Below are 21,570 nucleotides of genomic sequence, written 5' to 3' on the forward strand. Positions count from 1 at the left end.
CCGCGGTCCCGTCGACTGGTTCCCGTTCGAGCGGGGCCAACCCGTAGAGTGACGCGCACGCAGGGACGACCTCGACGGGGATGCCGATCCGCTGCCACGGGTATGGCTTGCCTGTGGTGTGGCGGACCGACGGCGGCGCGACTCCCACGGTATGCGTGACGGCCGCTCCCCACGGGCGGTCGGACGCCCGGACGACCTCCGGGTCGGCCCGGGACGAGGAAAGCGGGGGGTGCATGAGCACGGAAGCGCGCCGCGCCTCCATCCCCCCACGCCCACCGGCGCCACCCCGCCCGCCGATACCCCCGGGCCACACCTCCACACCACCCGACGGCGCCGCGCGCGACGAGAAACGTCCACAGCCGCCGTCGCGTGAGGCCGACCCGGACAACCAGGTGCCGGGCGCGCGTCCGTCCACCGAAAGCGCCTCATCGCAGCCGCTGCCGCCGCCCCGCCCGGACAGCGCCCCCTCCACCGGGGCCGGGTCGACCGCACCACGACGTCCGCAGCGGCCCCCGGCCGCCGGCGCCCCCGCGCGGCCCACCACACCACCGCGACCGGCCGCGGCGCCGACCACCTCACGGGACGCCCGGCATTCGGGCACCCCGGACGGGCAACGACGACCGTACGGCGCCGACGCCACCAACTCGCCGGAGAACAGGCAGAGTTCGGCCGGCCAGGGCGGCCCCGCGCCCTCCCGTGCGCACGGCTCGGGCCCGACGGCCGGACAGGGGCCCGCACGCGGCGCCACCACCGACACCAGCACCGCCCGGCTGCGCGCCGAGCACCCGCGCTTCTCCGACTTCCGGCGCACCGCGGGCCAGAACAGCGGCACCGCGGCCGCCCCACCGCCCCCGGTGGCCTCTTCCCGCTTCCCGGACGCCCCGCCCCCGGCACGCGACGCCGCCCGGCGCACGGACGACCAGGCCGCCGACTCCGCCCCGGCCTCCGGCGGCCGGCCGCCCCGTCCCACCGGCTCCGCCCCCGGCGACACGGCGCCCCGCCCGGCCGGCCGCCCCCCGGCGGCGCCGCCCCGTACCGGCGCACCGGCTCCCGGCAGCGCCGTACCGCCCACGACCCTCCGCCGCCCCCTGCCCGAAGAGGCCGCCCCCGAGGGCACCCCCCGGCCGCGCCCCCTCACACCCGACCGCCCCGGCGGCTGGCAGCCCCCGACGGGCCCGTCCCGGCGGTCCGCCGAAGCCATCGACGCCGCGCTCGGCGAGTCCCCCGGACGGCCCTTCGTGTCGTTCGCGCAGCCCGACACCGCGCCGTGGACGCAGACCGAACCGCGCGGCGTACGGCGAAAACCGCGGGCCTCCGGGGCCCGGGCGGCGGCCGTGGCCGCGTGCGTGGTGCTGGGCGTCGGCCTCATCGGCGGCGCGGCGGCCGGGAGTTGGCTCACCGGGGACCCCGGGACGGACGGCGCCCGCGACACCTTCGCGGTGGCCGGTGAACTGTGGCACGGCGTACCCGTGGACGAACTCTTTCCGCCCACCGTGCAGGGCGAGGGCGCCGGACCCGGCGGCACCGACCGCGCCTGGACCCGGATCGCCGTCGCACCGGACAGCGGCTGCGCGGACGCCTTCGACCCCCTGCTGCGCAAGGCACTCTCCCCCGTCGGCTGTCTGCGCCTGCTGCGCGCCACCTACACCGACGCCACCCGCAGCAACGTCACCACCGTCGGCCTGATGTTCACCAAGGCCGACGCCACCACCATGACCTCCCTCAAGGCCCGCTTCGAGCAGGACGGCCTCGACCGCCGCACCGACCTGATGCCCCGCCCGTACGCCGCCAAGGACACCGTCGCCGCCGGCTTCGGCGACGACCAGCGGGCCTCCTGGACCATCTCCGTGCTCACCGAGGTCCCCGTCGTCGTCTACGCCGTCTCGGGCTTCGCCGACGGCCGCAGCGTCACCGAACCCCAGCCCGCCGAGGACGCCATGGAGTCCGGCGCCACCACGGCCCCCGCCCAGTCCGGCCTCGGCCACGAGGCGAAGGGCCTCGCCGACCGCATCGAACGCGGACTGCGCAGGACCGCCGCGTCCGCCACGGAGAAGCCTTCATGAGAGCCGAGAAAACCGGGACGATCGGCCGACGCTCCCTGCGCGTCGGCCTCCTCAGCGTCCCGCTCGCCGCCTCCCTGGCCCTCCTGCCGTCCACCGCCGCCCACGCCGACGGCATCCGGGACCAGCAGTGGGCGCTGGACGCCATGTACACGCAGGAGGCGTGGCGCACCACCAAGGGCGCGGGCATCACCGTCGCGGTCCTCGACACGGGCGTCGACGACGAACACCCGGACCTGGCGGGCAACGTCCTGCCGACGAAGGACATGGTCGGTTTCGGCGCCTCGCGCGGCGACCGCGCCTGGGCCCGCCACGGCACAGCCATGGCCGGCATCATCGCCGGACACGGACACGGCGTGAACGACGGCGACGGCGTCCTCGGCATCGCCCCGGAGGCGAAGATCCTCCCCGTCCGCGTCATCCTCGAAGACGGCGACTCCGCCCGCGCCAAGGCCCGCAGCACCCGGGGCAACGCCCTCGCCGAGGGCATCCGCTGGGCCGCCGACCAGGGCGCCGACGTCATCAACCTCTCCCTCGGCGACGACTCCGAGTCCGCCCACCCCGAACCCTCCGAGGACGCCGCCGTCCAGTACGCCCTCGAGAAGGGCTCCATCGTGGTCGCCTCGGCCGGCAACGGCGGCGAGAAGGGCGACCACATCTCCTACCCGGCGGCCTACCCGGGCGTGATCGCGGTGGCCGCCGTCGACGAGAACGGCACCCGCGCCGCGTTCTCCACCCGCCGCTGGTACGCCACCGTCAGCGCCCCCGGCGTCGACGTCGTCATCGCCGACCCCGACCGCAAGTACTACGAGGGCTGGGGCACCAGCGCCGCCGCGGCTTTCGTCTCGGGCGCCGTCGCCCTCATCGAGGCGGCCCACCCCGGCCTGACCCCCGCCCAGGTCAAGCGGCTCCTGGAGGACACCGCCCGCAACGCCCCCGTCGGCGGCCGCGACGACGCCCGCGGCTTCGGCTTCGTCGACCCGGCGGCCGCCATCCAGGCGGGCGGCGAGCTCACCCCCGACGACCTCAGATCCGCCTCGTACGGCCGCGAGTACTTCGGCGCCGGCCCGGACCCGGCGGAGGAGGAGGACCCGGCCGTCGGCTGGACCGCCCCCGCCGCCGGCGGCCTCGGCGTGGTCCTGCTGGTCACCGCGGTGGCGGCCTGGCGGGGACGCGGTCGCGGCCGGCCCGACGAGTACGTGATCTGACGCCTACGAGGTGGCGGCCGTGCTCGCCGGGGCCGTCGCCTCCAGGGAGTCCGCCGCGGCGCCGAACACCGAGACGGCCGCCCGGGCCGCCGCCTCGACCAGCGCGACCCCCTTCGCCTTCGTCGTGTTGCCGTTCGACACCACCGCGACCAGGTACTCCTGCCCGTCCACGGTGACCCGCCCGATGCTGTTGATGTCCCACAGCCCGGTGGCGGTACGCGGCAGCCACCCGTTCTTCAGGGCGAACGCGGACCCCGCGGACCCGTCGTCGGCCACCGCCGAGACACCCCAGTCCTGCCCCTCGGCGATCTGTCCCATCAGCCCCTGGAGATACGTCCGCGAGGCCGGGCTCAGCTCCGACGCGTCCTCGTCCCCGAACACCTGCTGGAGCAGGACGAGTTGATCGGCCGCCGTGGTCTGCGTCAGGCCCCAGTACAGGCCGTCGCCCCCCTCGGTGCCGGTCAGCCCCAACCGCTCGTTCGCCGCGTCGAGACCGGCCGCCTGCCCGATCGCCTTCCACAGCGCCGTCGCGGAGACGTTGTCGCTCTCCCGGATCATCGCGCCGGCGTACGCCTTCTCCTGGGCCGTGAGCTGCCGGCCGGCGTCCTGCGCCTGGAGCAGCAGAGCCGCCAGGATGTCCGCCTTCACGATGCTGGCGGTGTCGAACCGCTCGTCCCCGTACACAGCCGTGTCCCCGGACGTCAGGTCGAGCACGGCCACGGACACCGCCGCCCCGTCCTCGACCGTCACGTCCTCGAGCGCCGCCGCGAGCAGCTCGTCGTGATCCACTTCGGGCTCCGCCACAGGTTCCACCGAAGCCTCCCCAACGACCGCGTCCGCTCCCGGCGCGGTGGAGGCGGAGGGCGATACCGACGACGCCGACGACGATACGGCGGTGCTCCCGCCCCCGTGTGCCTGGGCCTTCACGTACACCGTCCCGGCGGCCGTGCCGACCACGACGACGACCGAGGCCAGCACGGCGTGGAAGAGCGGACGGCGCCCGGAGGGGCGGGCGCTGCGACGGGCTCCGTGTGAGGGCATGACGCGATGGTTCTGCGCCGCGCTGTGCGCTTGGTTAGGCGATTGTTAGATGCTTGTCAGGGAAAGCTGAGAAAACCGTGAGTGATGTGACGGTCACGTTTCCGGCCCGGCATAACCCCTGGAGACTTCCCCCGATAGGGTCGGCGACCGTGGCGAACAAGAACATTCCCGACTCCGGCTTCTCCGACGACGACGGCTCCGCCGACCCCCGGCTGAGCACCGCGCTCGCCGCCTGGGCCGAGGACCGGACCGCCGTGGCCCCCGTCCTGGAAGCGCTCAAGGGCGCCCGGCTGCTCGTCCCCGTCGTGGCCGTGCTCGGCGAGGTCGAGATCGACGGTCAGGAGGGGAGCGAAGCTCGTTGGAAGGGCGGTGGTGGGCGACGGGAGGGCGGGCTGCGCCGCGAGAAGACCAGCGACATGGCCGTCCCCACCCTGAAGGCCGGCGGCCGCACCGCCCTGCCCGCCTTCACCTCCACCGACTCGCTGGCCCGCTGGGACCCCGCCGCCCGCCCCGTCGCCGTACCCCTGCACCAGGCGCTCCAGGCCGCCGCGCACGAGAAGGCCGACACGATCGTGCTCGACCTCGCCGGGCCGGTCGCCTATGAGCTGACCGGCCGCGCCCTGCTCGCGCTCGCCGAGGGCCGCACCACCACCGACCCGCTCGCCGACCCCGCCGTCGTCGACGCAGTACGCGCCGCCGTCGCCGCCGAGCCGGCCGTGCTCCGCGCCCACCTCGGCCCCGGACAGTCGGACGGCACCCTCGCCCTCGTCCTGGACACCGCCGCCCCGCCGGCCGAGACCGCGCGGTCGGTCGCCGGCCGTCTCGCCGCCGACGACACACTGCGGGCCCGCCTGGTACGCGGCCTCGACCTGGCACTGCTGCCGGCCGGGGCGACGCCACCGGGCGAGCCCTTGTACGTACGAAGCTGACGTCCTAGCCGTAGACCGCGCCCGTGTACTTCTCGCCCGGGCCCTGGCCCGGCTCGTCGGGCACGAGCGACGCCTCGCGGAACGCCAGTTGCAGCGACTTCAGACCGTCGCGCAGCGGCGCCGCGTGGAAGGAGCTGATCTCGGTCGCGGACGCGTCGAGCAGACCGGCGAGGGCGTGCACCAGCTTGCGGGCCTCGTCCAGGTCCTTGTACTTGTCGCCCTCTTCGGTCAGCCCGAGCTTCACCGCGGCGGCACTCATCAGGTTGACGGCGACCGTCACGATCACCTCGACCGCGGGGACCTCGGCGATGTCGCGGGTCATCGAGTCGAAGTCGGGGCTCTCAGCAGGGGTCTCACTCATGCCCCACACGATAGGCCCCGGCCCGCCCGCCCCCGCCTGTGGGAGGCCGTCGCGCCCGAATTGGCACCCCCCGCGTCAACCCGCTATGGTTGGACAACGACCGGCTGGATACCTGTGTGTCCGGCCCGCAAGTGGAGGCTCCGAACTCCCACCTGACCGCCCTCCGGGACGGCAGGTCACCCGGTCAGGCGGTCCCCACCGTTCCGTACGGACGGTGGAGTCGTCCGATATTGCGCCCCGCGGCACACCCGCGGCGGTGCTCCGGCAGTACATGGAGCCCCGCCTGTGTCCCGTCCGGGGCATTTTTCATGCGCCGCGATGGTTGGTCTACATGTCAACCAGACATACGCGGCGGTCCGCCAGACCGTCGTGTGGGTGCTACCGAGGAGGATCCATCAGCGCCGAGCCTCGCATCAACGACCGGATTCGCGTTCCCGAGGTGCGACTTGTCGGTCCCAGCGGCGAGCAGGTCGGGATTGTCCCGCTTGCCAAGGCCCTGGAGCTTGCGCAGGAGTACGACCTCGACCTGGTCGAGGTCGCCGCGACCGCGCGTCCGCCGGTCTGCAAGCTCATGGACTACGGGAAGTTCAAGTACGAGTCGGCCATGAAGGCCCGTGAGGCGCGCAAGAACCAGGCGCACACGGTCATCAAGGAGATGAAGCTCCGGCCGAAGATCGACCCGCACGACTACGACACCAAAAAGGGTCACGTCGTCCGGTTCCTCAAGCAGGGCGACAAGGTCAAGATCACGATCATGTTCCGTGGTCGCGAGCAGTCCCGGCCCGAGCTGGGCTACCGACTGCTGCAGCGTCTCGCGGAGGACGTCCAGGAGCTCGGGTTCATCGAATCGAACCCGAAGCAGGACGGCCGAAACATGATCATGGTTCTCGGTCCGCACAAGAAGAAGACCGAGGCGATGGCCGAGGCCCGTCAGGCGCAGGAGGCCCGGAAGGCGGAAGCGAAGGCCAACCCCGGCCGCTCGCAGAACGCCGCCGACTCCGACCTCGACGACGATGTCGACCTCGACGTCGATGCCGACGTCGATCTCGAGGCGCCTGCCGAGGAGCCTGCCGAGGCGTAAGTCCCCGGGACGCGAGTCCGGGGGAAGCCCTGGATACGAGTCCAGGGTGCCAACCGATAGAAATGACGTTCCGTCGTGCCCGGTTCAACGACCGGGCACCGGAGCGCCACCGACGAGGAGAGAACGGCGCTATGCCGAAGAATAAGTCGCACAGCGGTGCCAGCAAGCGCTTCAAGATCACCGGCTCCGGCAAGGTGCTCCGTGAGCGCGCCGGCAAGCGCCACTATCTCGAGCACAAGTCGTCCCGCGTGACGCGTCGCCTCACCGGCAACGCCGAGATGGCCCCGGGTGACGCCGCGAAGATCAAGAAGCTTCTCGGCAAGTGACCTACGCGGCGCTCGGACCGAGCGCCGTACGTCAGGACCGGGACCCCATCGATTCCGGGCCGTGTGAGTCCCACCACGGCCCCGCTACAAGGAGCTAAAAAGTGGCACGCGTCAAGCGGGCAGTCAACGCCCACAAGAAGCGCCGGGCGATCCTCGAAGCCGCCTCCGGCTACCGCGGTCAGCGTTCGCGTCTGTACCGCAAGGCCAAGGAGCAGGTCACCCACTCGCTGGTCTACAACTACAACGACCGCAAGAAGCGCAAGGGCGACTTCCGTCAGCTGTGGATCCAGCGCATCAACGCTGCGGCTCGCCAGAACGGCATGACGTACAACCGCCTCATCCAGGGTCTGAAGGCCGCGAACATCGAGGTCGACCGCAAGATCCTCGCCGAGCTGGCCGTCAACGACGCGGGCGCGTTCGCCGCGCTCGTCGAGGTCGCCCAGAAGGCGCTGCCGGCGGATGTGAACGCGCCCAAGGCCGCGTGACGCTGCGCTGGGCTTGAGCCGAAAGTATCCGGACCCGCAGGCAGCAGCCTGCGGGTCCGAGTGCGTCCGAGGGCCGTCCCCTTCCTCGCCTCCGCCGCCCCTGCCCGTCCCATCCCCTGGGCTCCGCCCCGGACCCCGCTCCTCAAACGCCGGAGGGGCTGAAATCACCAGAGACCTCCCGACCGAAGGTGCCCCATGCCCCCCGCCCCCGAGCTGATCTCCCCCCGTTCCCCCCGCGTCTCCGCCGCCCGCCGGCTCGCGAAGCGGAACTTCCGGGGCAAGGAGCGGCTGTTCCTGGCGGAGGGCCCGCAGGCGGTGCGGGAGGCGGCCGCGCACCGGCCCGGCGGCCACGCCACGCTGGTCGAACTGTTCGCGACGGTCGAGGCCGCGGAGCGGTACGCCGACATCGTGGCGGAGGCCCGGGACGCCGGCGCCCGTGTCCACCTCGCCGACGAGCAGGTGATCGCCGACATCTCGACGACCGTCACCCCGCAGGGCCTTGTCGGGATCTGCCGCTTCCTGGACACCCCGTTCGAACAGATCCTCGCCGCCCGCCCCAAGCTCGTCGCCGTACTCGCGCACGTCCGTGACCCCGGCAACGCCGGCACCGTACTGCGGTGCGCCGATGCCGCCGGGGCGGAGGCGGTCGTACTCACCGACGCGTCCGTCGACCTCTACAACCCCAAGGCCGTCCGCGCCTCCGTCGGCTCGCTGTTCCATCTGCCGGTCGCCGTGGGCGTGCCGGTCGAGGAGGCCGTGGCGGGCCTCAAGGCGGCCGGGGTGCGGATCCTCGCCGCCGACGGGGCGGGGGAGGACGGCCTCGACGACGAGCTGGACAAGGGGACGATGGGCGGGCCCACGGCCTGGGTGTTCGGGAACGAGGCGTGGGGCCTGCCGGAGGAGACGCGGGGCCTGGCCGACGCCGTCGTACGGGTGCCCATCCACGGAAAGGCGGAAAGCCTGAACCTCGCGACCGCCGCCGCCGTATGTCTCTACGCGTCCGCCCGTGCACAGCGCGCCTTCGGAGGGTGCCGCACCGTCACGCCCAGCTAGTAGGGTGACGGGCTCGGGGGCCCACTGCACAACGCGAGAGGTGGGGTACGGGGATGAGGGTCAACGCGAGCAGCACACTGGGAGCACGGGACGTGCTCGCCACACCCGCGACCCGGCACGGTGAACTCGCCGAGCTCGGCGTCGACCCCGACGACCTCCCCGACGGACTGGTCGTGGCCGACGAGAACGGCCGGGTGATCTGCTTCAACGCCGCGGCCGCCCGGATCACCGCCACCCCCGCCGCCGACGCCCTCGGCCGGCCGCTCGAATGGGCCCTGCCATTAGAGGACCTGGAAGGCCGCCGCTGGTGGCAGCTGACCGACCCGTACGGGGGACTGGCGATCCGGGTCGGACAGCCTGAGCGGAATCTGCTCCTGCCCGGGGCGCGCGAGATCCTCGTATCGGCCCGCTACATCCGTACGAAGCCCACCGGCCCCGTCCGCCGGGTCGTCGTCTCCCTGCGCGACACCGAGGCCCGGCGCCGCACCGAACGCAGCCACGCCGAGCTGATCGCCACCGTGGCCCATGAACTGCGCTCGCCGCTGACGTCGGTCAAGGGGTTCACCGCGACGCTGCTCGCCAAGTGGGAGCGGTTCACCGACGACCAGAAGAAGCTGATGCTGGAGACGGTCGACGCCGACGCCGACCGCGTCACCCGGCTCATCGCCGAACTGCTCGACATCTCGCGGATCGACTCGGGACGGCTCGAAGTGCGGCGGCAGCCCGTCGACATAGGCGCGGCCGTAGGACGCCACATCCAGGCGTATGTCGCCGCCGGACAGCCCGCCGACCGGTTCCTGCTGCGCATCGAGCAGCCACTGCCCGACCTGTGGGCCGATCCGGACAAGATCGACCAGGTACTGAGCAACCTGCTGGAAAATGCGGTGCGGCACGGCGAGGGAACCGTCACGATTGACGTCACGCCTGCCGCGTCCCCCCGAGAAGGGGAGGACACCGGCACGTCGGTCACCGTGAGCGACGAGGGCGCCGGCATCCCGGAGGAGTCCATGAACCGCGTCTTCACCCGCTTCTGGCGGGGCAGCAAGCGCGGCGGCACGGGCCTCGGGCTGTACATCGTCAAGGGCCTCGTCGAAGCCCACGGCGGCACCATCACCGTCGGACGCGCCCCCGGCGGCGGCGCCGAGTTCCGATTTACGTTGCCCGTGGCGGCTCCGGCCTATCTGGCCTAGCCCCCGCGGGCGCGTTCGTACACCTCAACCCCGTTAGACTCGGCCTTTGGCACCTTTGTGTCCTGCACACGGCCCTCAGCGAGTCGCAGCGTCGGTGACGGGGACCTCCAGCCAGCCAATCGGAAGCACGGGAAGAGATGTCGGCACCGAATAAGTCGTACGACCCGGTAGAGGTCGAGGCCTTGAAACCGGAAGAGATCGAGCGCATGCGGGACGAGGCGCTCGCCGCCTTCGCCGCCGCGGACTCCCTCGACGCGCTCCAGGAGGCCAAGGTCTCCCACACCGGGGGCACCTCGCCGCTGGCTCTCGCCAACCGCGAGATCGGCGCCCTGCCCCCGCACGCCAAGGCCGCCGCAGGGAAGCTCGTCGGCCAGGCCCGCGGCGCGGTGAACAAGGGCCTCGCCGCCCGCCAGACCGAACTGGAGGCCGAGCGCGACGCCCGGGTGCTGGTCGAGGAGGCGGTGGACGTCACACTGCCGTACGACCGCGTACCGGTCGGCGCCCGCCACCCGCTGACCACCCTGTCGGAGCGGATCGAGGACATCTTCGTGGCCATGGGCTACGAGGTCGCCGAGGGCCCGCAGGTCGAGGCCGAGTGGTTCAACTTCGACGCCCTCAACATCGGCCCGGACCACCCGGCCCGCGGCGAGGCCGACACCTTCTTCGTGCAGGGCCCCCAGGGCGGCACCGAGTCCGGTGTCGTGCTGCGCACCCACACCTCGCCCGTGCAGATCCGCTCCCTGCTGGAGCGCGAACTGCCGGTCTACGTGATCTGCCCCGGCCGGGTGTACCGCACGGACGAGCTGGACGCCACGCACACCCCGGTCTTCCACCAGGTCGAGCTGCTCGCCGTCGACGAGGGCCTGACCATGGCCGACCTCAAGGGCACCCTCGACCACATGGTCCAGTCGCTGTTCGGCGAGGGCATGAAGACCCGGCTGCGTCCGAACTTCTTCCCGTTCACCGAGCCGTCCGCAGAGATGGACATGCTCTGCTACGTCTGCAAGGGCACCTCCGTCGGCAACCCCGACCGCCCCTGCCGTACCTGCTCGTCCGAGGGCTGGATCGAGCTGGGCGGCTGCGGCATGGTCAACCCCAAGGTGCTGACCGCCTGCGGTGTCGACCCGGAGAAGTACAGCGGATTCGCCTTCGGGTTCGGCATCGAGCGGATGCTGATGTTCCGCCACAACGTCGAAGACATGCGAGACATGGTCGAGGGTGACGTCCGGTTCACCCGGCCGTTCGGGATGGAGATCTGATGCGGGTCCCGCTTTCCTGGCTGCGGGAGTACGTCGACCTGCCGGCCACCGAGACCGGCCGTGACATCCAGGCCAAGCTCATCTCGGCCGGTCTTGAGGTCGAGACGGTCGAGCAGCTCGGCGACGGCCTCAAGGGCCCCCTGGTCGTCGGCCGGGTGCTGACCATCGAGGAGCTGGAGGGCTTCAAGAAGCCGATCCGCTTCTGCACCGTCGACGTCGGTACCGCCAACGGCAGTGGCGAGCCGCAGGAGATCGTCTGCGGCGCCCGCAACTTCGCCGTGGGCGACAAGGTCGTGGTCGTCCTCCCCGGCGCCGAACTGCCCGGCGGTTTCGCGATCGCCGCCCGCAAGACGTACGGCAGGACCTCGCACGGCATGATCTGCTCCAGCGACGAGCTGGGCATGGGCGACGACGGCACCAAGGGCATCATCGTGCTGCCGCCGGAGACCGAGGTCGGCAAGGACGCCATCGAGCTGCTCGAACTGGTCGACGAGGTCCTCGACATCGCCGTCACCGCCAATCGCGGCGACTGCCTGTCGATCCGCGGCGTCGCCCGCGAGACCGCCATCGCCTACGGCCTGCCGCTGCGCGACCCGGCGCTCCTCGACGTACCGGGCCCGAACGCCTTCGGCCACCCGGTCCAGGTCTCCGACCCGCTCGGCTGCGACCGCTTCACCGCCCGCACCGTCACCGGTCTCGACCCGGAGACGCGCTCCCCGATCTGGCTCAAGCGCCGGCTGCAGAAGGTCGGCATGCGCCCGATCTCGCTCGCCGTCGACATCACCAACTACGTGATGATGGAGGTCGGCCAGCCGCTGCACGCCTACGACCGCTCCCTCGTCCAGGGCACGATCGGAGTACGCCGCGCCGGGGAGGGCGAGAAGATCGTCACCCTCGACGGTGTCACCCGAACCCTGCACGCCGAGGACCTGGTGATCACCGACGACCGGGGCCCCATCGGCCTCGCGGGCCTCATGGGCGGCGCCGACACGGAGATCGCCGACCACGACGATGTGGAGAACGCGTCGACCGACGTCGTCATCGAGGCCGCCCACTTCGACCAGGTCGCCATCGCGCGCACGGCCCGGCGGCACAAGCTGTCGTCGGAGGCGTCCCGCCGCTTCGAGCGCGGCGTCGACCCGATGGCCGCGGCGGCCGCCGCCCAGCGCACCGTCGACCTGCTCGTGCTCCTCGCGGGCGGCACCGCCGAGGCGGGCGTCACCGAGGTGATTGCCCCGTCCGCACCGCACACGATCAGTGTCCCGGCGAACCACCCGGACAAGGTCGCCGGCGTCGACTACGGCCGCGAGACCGTCGTACGCCGGCTCCAGGAGGTCGGCTGCGACGTCTACGGACAGGACGAGCTGATCGTCACCGTGCCGTCCTGGCGGCCCGACCTCACCGACCCGAACGACCTGGCCGAAGAGGTCATCCGTCTTGAGGGCTACGAGAACCTGCCGTCCACGCTGCCCAGGCCCCCGGCGGGCCGCGGCCTCACCCAGCGGCAGCGGCTGCACCGCCGGGTCGGCCGGGTGCTCGCGGGTGCCGGGTACGTCGAGGCGCCGAACTACCCGTTCATCGCCGAGCAGGTCTTCGACCAGTTCGGCCTGGACGCCGACGACCCGGCCCGCCGCGTCGTCCGGCTGACCAACCCGCTCAACGACGAGGAGCCGGCGCTCCGCACGTCGCTGCTGCCGGGTCTGCTCGGCGCGCTGCGCCGCAACGACGGCCGCGGTGGTCACGACCTCGCGCTGTTCGAGACCGGCCTGGTCTTCCATCCGCGTGAGGAGCAGCGCGTCGCCGTCGCGCTGCCCGTCGACCGCCGGCCCACCGACGAGGAGATCGCGACGCTGAACGCCGCGCTGCCCGAGCAGCCGCGGTGCGTCGCCGTAGTCCTCGCCGGGGCTCGCGAGCAGGCCGGCTGGTGGGGCAAGGGCCGTCCGGCCGACTGGGCCGACACGATCGAGGCGGCGCGTGCCGTCGCGCGTGAGGCCGGTGCCGAACTGGCCGTCCGCCAGGGACAGTACGGGCCGTGGCACCCCGGCCGCTGCGCCGAGCTCGTGGTCGTCGCGGACGGTGCCGAGCGCGTCGTCGGCCACGCCGGTGAGCTGCACCCGCGCGTCATCAAGGCGCTCGGGCTGCCGGCCCGCACCGCCGCGATGGAGCTGGACCTGGACGCCCTGGAGCGGGTGGGCGACGGCGTCCCGCAGGCGCCGCGCATCTCCTCGTTCCCGGTCGCCACGCAGGATGTCGCCCTCGTGGTCGACGAGTTCGTGCCGCACGCCGAGGTGGAGGCCGCGTTGCGTGAGGGCGCGGGTGAACTGCTGGAGGGCATCCGGCTGTTCGACGTCTACGAGAACGCGGAGCAGCTCGGTGACGGGCGGAAGTCGCTGGCGTACGCCCTGCGCTTCCGCGCGGCGGACCGAACGCTGACGGTGGACGAGGCTTCGGCCGCGCGGGACGCTGCGCTGGCCCTCGCGGGTGAGCGCACCGGGGCCGTGTTGCGGAGCTAGGGGGCGCCTCGGGGGTGGGGAGCTGCTGTTTGCTGGCGGCCGCGGGTTCGCTGTGGCTGGTCGCGCGGTTCCCCGCGCCCCTGGATGGGGATGGTGATGGGAGGCTTCGCCCCCATCGCCATCCCCATCCCTTTTTCTCCGTCGCCTCACTCATTTGGGTGACAACCTTGGGTGATCCGGTCCGCTCGGGGTGTGCGGTGGACAGAATCGGACCGGCCCTTCGGGGCCGTACTTGCTGTCCGGGCCTGATGGGGGGCCAACGGCATGACTCGAATCAGGGCGAGAGCCACGCCACGGGCGTGGTCCCGGGGGCGCCGGTTCGCCGGGCGGCGGAGCGGGCTCGGTGTCCGTATCGCCGGTAGTGCCGTGTTCCTCGCGGTCGGCACCGGGCTGATGCTGCACGTCAGGCAGGTGATGCTGCGGGAGGTGCGGCAGGCGCGCGAGGCGGCGGGCGCCGCGCAGAGCGTGCTGCTCAGGCCGCTGCCCGCACGCGTCGACGGGCTGGCCACCGCCGCCGCCCAGCTCTCCGCCGACCGAGGCGCGACCGTCGGCGGCGATCTCTACGAGGTCATCGCCACCGAGCACGGCGTCCGCGTGGTGATGGGCGACGTACGCGGCCACGGCCTCGGCGCCATCGGCACCGTCGCCGCCGTACTCGGCAGCTTCCGCGAGGCCGTCCACGACGAGGCCGAACTCGCCGGTGTCCTCGCCCGCCTCGACCGCGCCCTGGCCCGGCACCTGCGCGACCGCGCCCGCGCGGAGGACACCGAGGACTTCGTGACCGTCCTCCTCCTGGAGATCGCCCCCGACGGCGAGGTCCACGCCCTCAACTGCGGCCACCCCTGGCCGTATCTGCTGAGCGGCGGCCGGGCGCGACAGATCGTCCGCACCGAGCCCCTGCCCCCACTGGGCCTGTTCCCGCTCCCCGCCGAACTGCCGTACACCCCCTGCGGCCGGCTCCTCCCCGGCGAGGCTCTGTTCCTGCACACGGACGGGGTGGAGGACGCGCGGGACAGGCAGGGGCGCTTCTTTCCTTTGGCGGCTGCCCTGGCGGAAGCCGTACGGGGCCGTCCCATCTCACCCCAGTCCGTCCTGCGAGCGGTGTTCAGCCAACTCCTGCGCCACACAGGAGGAAGGCCGAAGGACGACATCGCCATACTGGTACTGCGCAACGAACGTGCACTCGCTTTCACGGGCGCGGGGAGCTATGCGATCAGCCACAGACAACCCGCGGCCGACAACTCACCGGTAGTCCCCACTCCTTAGTCGCCCCGGTGAGAGCGGAGGCGCTACGCTGCCACTCGCCGGCACCGAGCCACCGGAGGGCCTCCATGCAGCCCAACACCCTGCTCGACGCGATCCTCGACGAAGCCGGAATCTCCCACGCCGGTCTCGCCGCACACGTCAACCAGGCGGGGCGGGCCCGGGGGCTCTCGCTGCGGTACGAACACACCGCCGTGGCACGGTGGTTGAAGGGGCAGCGACCGCGCGGCCAGGTGCCCGACCTGATCTGTGAGGTGCTCGCCGGGCGGCTGCACCGGACTGTCACACTCGACGACATCGGGCTCGGCGTGCCCGGCGAGCCGACCTCCCAGCACGGCGCCGGCCTCTCCGGATTCGTGGAGCGCGCCACCGCGCTGTGGCGCTCCGACGAACAGCAGCGCCCCCATGTCCTCGGCGCCCCCGCCGTGACCGGGACACCCGCCGTGATGCCCGTGTGGGAGTGGGAGAACCCGCCGGAGGACGTCGACGTCTCGCGCGGCGGCCGGCATCGCGTCAGCATGGCCGACATCGACATGCTGCGCGCGGCCCGCGCCCACTACGAGCAGATGTACCGCAAGGCGGGCGGGGTCGCGACCCGGATGCGGATCGTCGGGTTCCTCAACGCCGAGGCAGCGCCCCTGCTGCGCGGCAGCTACACCGACGCCACCGGCCGCCAACTGCACCGCGCCACCGGGGGGCTGGTGGCCGTCGCCGGGATATGCGCGTATGACTCCGACGCCCACGGGCTCGCCCAGCGGTACTTCCACCAGGCGCTTCGGCTGGCGAAGGCCAGCGGGGACCGGGGCCTCGGGGCGTACGTCATCGCGCTGCTCGTCAACCAGTCGCTGTTCATGCGGGAGTACCGGCAGGCCGTGGCCTTCGCCGAGGCCGCCCTGCGCACCGCGGGCAAGCACATCACCCCAGCACTCGCCTCCGACCTCTACGCGATGCAGGCCAAGGCGTACGCGCACCTGGGCGACGGCACCAGCGCGCTGTCCTGCATCCGGCGGGCCGAGCAGGCCGCCGATCGCATCCGGCGCGGTCACGAACCCGACGAGACCGGCTATGTCCAACCCGGCCTGGTCAACGTACAGGTGGCGGAGGCACTGCTCAGCCTCGGCGACCTGGCCGCCGCGGCGGAGCACGCCGTGGCCGCCGTCGGCACCCCGGCGCACGACCGGGGGCGGGTGCACCGCCTCGCGATGCTCAGCCAGATCGAGCTGCGCCAGGGCAACGCGGACAAGGCGGTGGCCACCGCCGTGGAGATGGCCGAGCGGGCGCGCGGAATGGAGTCGATGCGCCTGCGTGACAGACTCCGGGCGGTACGCGAACACCTGGTGCGCAGCGGCTGCGCGGGGACCGCAGAAGCCGCCGAACTCATCGACGGCGCACTGCGCGTACCGCTCTGACACCGTCCGCCGAGCGCGGCCGTGCACCGGCTGTGCGCCTGCTGTCAGGAGGCTCCTGCTGCGATATTGCCACTTACTCGGCGGAAGGTGGCAGAACCGTGCAGTGGACGAAACAGAGCGAACAAACTGTGTACTCGAACCGCTGGTTCAGCGTCAATCTCGCAGATGTCGCTTTGCCGGACGGGCGGCACCTCGATCACTTCGTGATACGGCTGCGGCCGGTCGCCGTGGCCACCGTGATCAACGAGGCCAACGAGGTCCTGCTCCTGTGGCGGCATCGCTTCATCACCGACAGCTGGGGGTGGGAGCTCGCGGCGGGCGTCGTCGAGGACGGCGAGGGCATCGCCGCGGCGGCCGCCCGTGAACTGGAGGAGGAGACCGGATGGCGGCCGGGACCCCTGCACCACCTGATGAGCGTCGAGCCCTCCAACGGGCTCACCGACGCCCGGCACCACATCTACTGGGCCGAGGAGGGCGCGTATGTCGGTCACCCGGTGGACGACTTCGAGTCGGACCGCAGGGAATGGGTTCCCCTCAAACTCGTTCCCGACATGGTCGCCCGGGGCGAGGTCCCGGCCGCCAACATGGCGGCCGCACTGCTCCTGTTGCATCATCTGCGGCTCGGGCAGGACGCCAAGCTGTGACCCCGCGTCGCGTCCCGCCGGCGAGCTAGTGGCCCAGCGCCTGCCAGACGGCCACCACCAGGGCGCCCAGGGCCGTGAGGACCGCGACCGAGGGCAGCGGCCAACGGGAGTGCTCCAGAGCGATGACCCGTGCGCTCAGGTCGTCGAGCTCCTTGGCGGTCTGTTCGGCACGGTGACTCAGCAGGGTCTGCCCTCCTTCGACGCGTGTGTGCGCCACATCGAGGCGGCGACGTAACTCTGCGAGTTCGCCGTGGAGCACGGGATGCTCGGGGTCGATGGCCACGAGTCCGCTCCTTTCTGTAGTTGTCACATCCCTTGGATGCGCAGGTGAAGTCAACTCGCCTGGTGGGCGCATGGGGAGAGTGTGCGAGGGGCATATGCGTGTCCGCCGCGCACACGGTGTGTGAATACGACGGGCCCGGCACCCTTTCGGATGCCGGGCCCGTGCGGCAAGCGAACTGACAGTCCGTAATCAGGCGTACGTGTAGAAGCCCGACCCCGTCTTCCGGCCGAGCCTCCCTGCGTCCACCATCCGCTGGAGCAGCGGGGGAGCGGCGTACAGCGGCTCCTTGTACTCCTCGTACATCGAGTGGGCGATGGAGACGATCGTGTCCAGGCCGATCAGGTCGGACAGCTTCAGCGGGCCCATCGGGTGGGCGCAGCCCAGCTCCATGCCGTTGTCGATGTCCTCGCGGCCCGCGATGCCCGACTCGAACATCCGGATCGCGGAGAGCAGATACGGCACGAGCAGCGCGTTGACGACGAAGCCCGAGCGGTCCTGGGCGCGGACGGCGTGCTTGCCGAGCGTCTTCTCGGCGAAGAGCTGCGCCCGGCTGAGGGTGCCCTCGGAGGTGGTGAGCGCCGGGATCAGCTCGACGAGCTTCTGCACCGGGGCCGGGTTGAAGAAGTGGATGCCGATGACATGGTCGGGCCGCGAGGTGGCGACCGCGAGCTTCACCAGCGGGATGGAGGAGGTGTTGGAGGCGAGGATCGCGTCCGGGCGGGTCACCACCTGGTCGAGCACCTGGAAGATCTCGGTCTTCACCTGCTCGTTCTCCACGACCGCCTCGATGACGAGGTCGCGGTCGGCGAGCTCGCCGAGGTCGGTGGTGAAGCTCAGCCGCGCCAGGGTGGCGTCCCGCTCCTCCTCGGTGATCTTGCCGCGCTCGGCGGCCTTGGAGAGGGAGTTGAACAGCCGGGTGCGGCCGAACTCCAGGGCCTCGCCGGTGGTCTCGGCGACCTTCACGTCCAGACCGGCGCGGGCGCACACCTCGGCGATGCCCGCTCCCATCTGGCCGCAGCCCACGATTCCGACCCGTTCGATGTCGGTCACATCGTCCCTTTCGCTGGTCTACGTGCCTGGCAGCTACCCCTGGTGTGGGCCTGTGCCAAACCTGCACGTTACCCGCGACGGCTACTGATCAGTATCCCGGGTACCGCATGGAAGGCTGGCCGGAACGGTCCGCGACGGGACGGACACGCGGGATGAGGCAGGCGGAGGTACGAGGATGCATCGGAAGTCACGGATGTCACGGCGGGCCTTCTGGGCGACCGCGGTGACGACACTCGTGGCCGCGGGCGGGGTGGCGGCGGGCACCGCCATGGCCGGTGGGGAACCGAGCCCCCGCAGGCGGGCCCAGGGCGAACTGCGCGGCATGTGGCTGGCCACCGTCGTCAACCGGGACTGGCCCTCGAAGCCGGGCCTGACCGCCGACGAGCAGCGCGCCGAGCTGATCGCCCACCTCGACACCGCCGTGGAACGCCGCCTCAACGCGGTGATCTTCCAGGTCCGCCCCACGGCCGACGCCCTCTGGCCCTCCCCGTACGAGCCCTGGTCCCAGTACCTGACCGGCACCCAGGGCAAGGACCCCGGCTGGGACCCGCTGGGCACGGCGGTCGAGGAGGCCCACGCCCGGGGGCTCGAACTGCACGCCTGGTTCAACCCCTACCGGATCGCCAACCACACCGATCCCGGCCGCCTCATCGCCTCGCACCCCGCCCGCGAGCACCCGGACTGGGTCGTCCCCTACGGCGGCAAGCTGTACTACAACCCCGGCATCCCCGAGGTCCGCGCCTTCGTGCAGCGGGCCATGCTCGACGCCGTACGGAAGTACCCGGTGGACGCCGTGCACTTCGACGACTACTTCTATCCGTATCCGGTCGCGGGCCAGGTCTTCGACGACGACGTGGCGTACGACCGGTACGGCGGGAGCTTCCCGAAGCGGGCGGACTGGCGGCGCGACAACATCGACAGGCTGGTGCGGGAGACGGCGGCGCGGATCAAGCGGATCCGCCCCGGTACGCAGTTCGGGATCAGCCCCTTCGGGGTGTGGCGCAACGCCGCGACGGACAAGCGGGGCTCGGACACCCGGGCCGGTGTGCAGACGTACGACGACCTGTACGCGGACACCCGGAAGTGGGTGCGGGAGAACTGGATCGACTACATCGTCCCGCAGCTGTATTGGTCGGCACACCCGCTTGACCAGCAGGTTCCTGCTAATTACGCAGTCCTTCTGCCCTGGTGGGCAGAGGTCGCGAGGGGGTCTGGGACACAGCTCTACATCGGGGAGGCCCTCTATAAGGCGGGCGACCCGGCACAGCCCGCAGCCTGGCAGGACCCGGTCGAACTGTCCCGACACCTTACTCTCGCCAAGGAGCACCCAGAGGCGCGCGGCCACGTGTTCTTCGCGGCCAAGGAGGTCAAGGAGGACAAGATCGGGGCCATGGCCCGGGTGGTTGCCGACCACTACCAGCGGCCGGCGCGGACGCTCGGCTGACAGAGAGGGAGGGGCAGGCCGCCTACAGGGCGCTCACAGAGATCTTGAGTCGGCATTCTGAATCAAGAACGGGCCCGGATACTCGGCGTACTGTTTCCCCACCTTGCGGCTGCCCCAGATGAGCAGCAGCCGCCCTGTCAACCTACTCCGTTGCCCCGTGGAGGGGCCGACGGTGGCTTCATCAAGGTCACAATCACCGACCGCCGGGCCTTCGGGCGGGACGCGCGGGTCCGACGAGAGCGAGTCTCTGACGACTCGCAGACCTCACTCGGTGGAACCGGGTGCCGCTTCTTCAGCTGTCTCGAGCTGGGCGAAGCCACCCGCGAGCAGCACCTGTTGGGTGCGCCGGTAGTGCTCAGCCAGCAGCTCGGCGGCGAGGTCCGCGTTCCGAGCGACGGCGGCCTCCATGATCGCGAGGTGCTCGCCGGTCACGTCGCGTTTGGCGACCAGTTTGGCGGCGGCCGGCCCCGACCAGCGCCGGTACAGCTCGGTTGCCGCGCGCAGGGTATGACAGAAGTCCAGCAGCAGCGGCACCTGGCAGGCGCTGATCAGCGCCTCGTGGAAGGCCAGGTGTGCCTCCGCCCACTCGTCGCTGGTGCGCTCGGGGTCGGCTTCGTCGCGCATGGGGGTGCGTGCCAGGCGGTGGTGGGTCGAGACGACCTCGCTCTCCCAGGCGAGGTCGCCGCGCTCGACGGCCAGCCGCAAGGCCCTGGACTCCAGGTCGACTCGGACCAGGGTGAGATCACCGAGTTCCTTGGGTGACAGCGTGACCACGCTGAAGCCCTGGCCCCCGCGTGCGGTCACCAGCTTCTGCTCCGCCAGCTTCGTCAGCGCCTCGCGGATGACGCCGAGGCTGACACCGAACCGCTCGCGCAGCACGGCGGGACTGAGCTTGGCTCCCGGGTGGATGCGCCCGGCCAGGATGTCGCTGCGGATGCGCCGGTAGATGTCCTCGTTCACTGTCACCGCTGTGCCCCGTTTCGCCATGTGCACAGTCATACCGGAGACGACTTCAGAGCGTCAAAACGTTTTTCCATTGACGAATCGATTCCAGTCATCTAAAAACGATCCCACAATCCTGTCCATGCGATGAAGCTCTCAGGAGGCAGCGATGCGCTTGGTCACCTACCGCCACAACGGGCGTACCGGTTTCGGGCGGCTCACGGGGGACGGCGACGCCGTCATCGAGTGCGGCCCTCTCGTGAACCCCGGGCTCGGCTCCATACGAGACGTCCTCGCCGAGGGGGCCCTCGACCACGTCCGGGACGTGACCGAGGGCCGTACGGGCGAAGTGAAGCTCGCCGACGTGCAGCTGCTGCCGCCGGTCCCCGACCCGGCGAAAATCCTGTGTGCCGGCGTCAACTACCGTACGCACCGGGAGGAGACCGCCCGTCCCCAGAACGCCTTCCCGACGATCTTCCCCCGGTACGCCGACTCCCAGGTCGGTCACGACCAGCCGCTGGTCCGGCCGGCCGAGACGGAGGCGTTCGACTACGAGGGCGAACTCGCGGTCGTCATGGGCAGGGGAGGGCGGCGCATCCCGGCCGAGGACGCCTTCGCGTACATCGCGGGCTACTCCTGCTACCAGGACGGCAGCGTCCGGGACTGGCAGCGGCACTCCGGCCAGTGGATCACCGGCAAGACCTTCCCGGCCACCGGAGGCTTCGGGCCCGCGCTCGTGACCGCGGACGAGGTCCCCGACGTCTCGGTCCTGCAGCTGGTCTCCCGGGTGAACGGAGAGGTCCGCCAGTCGGCCGGTGTCGGAGACCTTCTCTTCTCGATCCCCGAACTGATCGCCTATGTCTCCACGTTCACGCCGCTCGCCCCCGGCGACGTCATCGTCACCGGCACGCCCGGCGGCGTGGGACTCTTCCGCGAACCGCCGGTGTTCCTCCAACCCGGCGACGTACTGGAGGTGGAGATCTCAGGGATCGGCACCCTGCGCAACCCCGTCGTCAAGGAAGTCTGAGA

General features: G+C 71.6%; 20 protein-coding genes. 15 read left to right on the top strand and 5 right to left on the bottom strand.

All coding sequences use genetic code 11. The annotated features are described in order from the left end of the window. Window positions 1-233 precede the first annotated feature (233 nt). Together I8N67_RS42520 and mycP are read left to right on the top strand one after the other, a co-directional pair. Window positions 234-2,063 (top strand): hypothetical protein, encoded by a 1,830-nt coding sequence (locus tag I8N67_RS42520; RefSeq protein WP_234045511.1) that lies wholly within the window; start codon window positions 234-236, stop codon window positions 2,061-2,063. Beyond that, a complete protein-coding gene (gene mycP, locus I8N67_RS11645) occupies window positions 2,060-3,268 on the top strand; it encodes a type VII secretion-associated serine protease mycosin (protein ID WP_200302801.1) in 1,209 nt (402 codons plus the stop codon). The genes I8N67_RS42520 and mycP overlap by 4 nt, the downstream gene beginning before the upstream one ends. A gap of 3 nt (window positions 3,269-3,271) precedes the next feature. On the opposite strand, the gene I8N67_RS11650 is transcribed toward mycP, so the two are convergent. Beyond that, window positions 3,272-4,309 carry a serine hydrolase gene (locus I8N67_RS11650; RefSeq protein ID WP_200302803.1) on the bottom strand — a complete coding sequence of 346 codons (1,038 nt, stop codon included), beginning with the start codon at window positions 4,307-4,309 and terminating at the stop codon, window positions 3,272-3,274. Between the two features lie 149 nt (window positions 4,310-4,458). On the opposite strand from I8N67_RS11650, the gene I8N67_RS11655 reads away from it, so the two are divergent. Further along, window positions 4,459-5,238, top strand: coding sequence for an SseB family protein (locus tag I8N67_RS11655; RefSeq protein ID WP_200302805.1), 780 nt, complete (start codon window positions 4,459-4,461; stop codon window positions 5,236-5,238). A 4-nt stretch (window positions 5,239-5,242) separates the two neighbouring features. Here I8N67_RS11655 and I8N67_RS11660 read toward each other — a convergent pair whose 3' ends face one another. Then, entirely contained in the window at window positions 5,243-5,599 is a 357-nt protein-coding gene (locus I8N67_RS11660) for a DUF1844 domain-containing protein (protein ID WP_200302806.1), read from the bottom strand. A gap of 331 nt (window positions 5,600-5,930) precedes the next feature. Between I8N67_RS11660 and infC the strand changes: the two genes are divergently transcribed. The 10 genes from infC (at window position 5,931) to I8N67_RS11710 (ending at window position 16,822) form a co-directional block, all read left to right on the top strand. Next, a complete protein-coding gene (gene infC, locus I8N67_RS11665) occupies window positions 5,931-6,680 on the top strand; it encodes a translation initiation factor IF-3 (RefSeq protein ID WP_200302875.1) in 750 nt (249 codons plus the stop codon). Between the two features lie 131 nt (window positions 6,681-6,811). Beyond that, window positions 6,812-7,006 carry a 50S ribosomal protein L35 gene (gene rpmI / locus I8N67_RS11670; RefSeq protein WP_037701701.1) on the top strand — a complete coding sequence of 65 codons (195 nt, stop codon included), beginning with the start codon at window positions 6,812-6,814 and terminating at the stop codon, window positions 7,004-7,006. 101 nt (window positions 7,007-7,107) lie between these two features. Next, window positions 7,108-7,491, top strand: coding sequence for a 50S ribosomal protein L20 (rplT, locus tag I8N67_RS11675; RefSeq protein ID WP_200302808.1), 384 nt, complete (start codon window positions 7,108-7,110; stop codon window positions 7,489-7,491). Window positions 7,492-7,686: 195 nt separating this feature from the next. After that, on the top strand, window positions 7,687-8,544 hold the full coding sequence (locus I8N67_RS11680) for a TrmH family RNA methyltransferase (protein WP_200302810.1): 858 nt from the start codon (window positions 7,687-7,689) through the stop codon (window positions 8,542-8,544). Window positions 8,545-8,597: 53 nt separating this feature from the next. Then, window positions 8,598-9,734 (top strand): sensor histidine kinase, encoded by a 1,137-nt coding sequence (locus tag I8N67_RS11685; protein WP_200302815.1) that lies wholly within the window; start codon window positions 8,598-8,600, stop codon window positions 9,732-9,734. A gap of 137 nt (window positions 9,735-9,871) precedes the next feature. Next, the gene (gene pheS, locus I8N67_RS11690; RefSeq protein ID WP_200302816.1) at window positions 9,872-10,993 is read left to right on the top strand and encodes a phenylalanine--tRNA ligase subunit alpha; all 1,122 of its coding nucleotides are present in this window, start codon (window positions 9,872-9,874) and stop codon (window positions 10,991-10,993) included. Next, complete coding sequence (gene pheT, locus I8N67_RS11695) at window positions 10,993-13,506, top strand: phenylalanine--tRNA ligase subunit beta (RefSeq protein WP_200302818.1); 2,514 nt, start codon at window positions 10,993-10,995, stop codon at window positions 13,504-13,506. Before pheS ends, pheT begins: the two co-directional genes overlap by 1 nt. Before the next feature lie 264 nt (window positions 13,507-13,770). Then, window positions 13,771-14,772: a PP2C family protein-serine/threonine phosphatase gene (locus I8N67_RS11700; RefSeq protein ID WP_200302820.1), complete on the top strand. Its 1,002-nt coding sequence runs from the start codon at window positions 13,771-13,773 to the stop codon at window positions 14,770-14,772. Window positions 14,773-14,837: 65 nt separating this feature from the next. Then, on the top strand, window positions 14,838-16,178 hold the full coding sequence (locus I8N67_RS11705) for an NsdA family TPR-like regulatory protein (RefSeq protein ID WP_200302822.1): 1,341 nt from the start codon (window positions 14,838-14,840) through the stop codon (window positions 16,176-16,178). Window positions 16,179-16,276: 98 nt separating this feature from the next. Continuing rightward, a complete protein-coding gene (locus tag I8N67_RS11710; RefSeq protein ID WP_200302824.1) occupies window positions 16,277-16,822 on the top strand; it encodes an NUDIX domain-containing protein in 546 nt (181 codons plus the stop codon). 25 nt (window positions 16,823-16,847) lie between these two features. Here I8N67_RS11710 and I8N67_RS11715 read toward each other — a convergent pair whose 3' ends face one another. Then, window positions 16,848-17,105, bottom strand: coding sequence for a hypothetical protein (locus I8N67_RS11715; protein WP_200302826.1), 258 nt, complete (start codon window positions 17,103-17,105; stop codon window positions 16,848-16,850). Window positions 17,106-17,294: 189 nt separating this feature from the next. Beyond that, the gene (locus I8N67_RS11720) at window positions 17,295-18,155 is read right to left on the bottom strand and encodes a 3-hydroxybutyryl-CoA dehydrogenase (protein ID WP_200302827.1); all 861 of its coding nucleotides are present in this window, start codon (window positions 18,153-18,155) and stop codon (window positions 17,295-17,297) included. 175 nt (window positions 18,156-18,330) lie between these two features. Here I8N67_RS11720 and I8N67_RS11725 point away from each other — a divergent pair, with 175 nt between their 5' ends. After that, window positions 18,331-19,599, top strand: coding sequence for a glycoside hydrolase family 10-like protein (locus I8N67_RS11725; RefSeq protein ID WP_234045512.1), 1,269 nt, complete (start codon window positions 18,331-18,333; stop codon window positions 19,597-19,599). Window positions 19,600-19,863: 264 nt separating this feature from the next. Here I8N67_RS11725 and I8N67_RS11730 read toward each other — a convergent pair whose 3' ends face one another. After that, a complete protein-coding gene (locus I8N67_RS11730) occupies window positions 19,864-20,565 on the bottom strand; it encodes a GntR family transcriptional regulator (protein WP_307835214.1) in 702 nt (233 codons plus the stop codon). Window positions 20,566-20,710: 145 nt separating this feature from the next. Here I8N67_RS11730 and I8N67_RS11735 point away from each other — a divergent pair, with 145 nt between their 5' ends. After that, complete coding sequence (locus tag I8N67_RS11735) at window positions 20,711-21,568, top strand: fumarylacetoacetate hydrolase family protein (RefSeq protein ID WP_200302828.1); 858 nt, start codon at window positions 20,711-20,713, stop codon at window positions 21,566-21,568. The last annotated feature ends 2 nt before the right edge of the window (window positions 21,569-21,570 follow it).

The organism is Streptomyces adelaidensis (assembly GCF_016598475.1).
Taxonomy (GTDB): Bacteria; Actinomycetota; Actinomycetes; order Streptomycetales; family Streptomycetaceae; genus Streptomyces; species Streptomyces adelaidensis.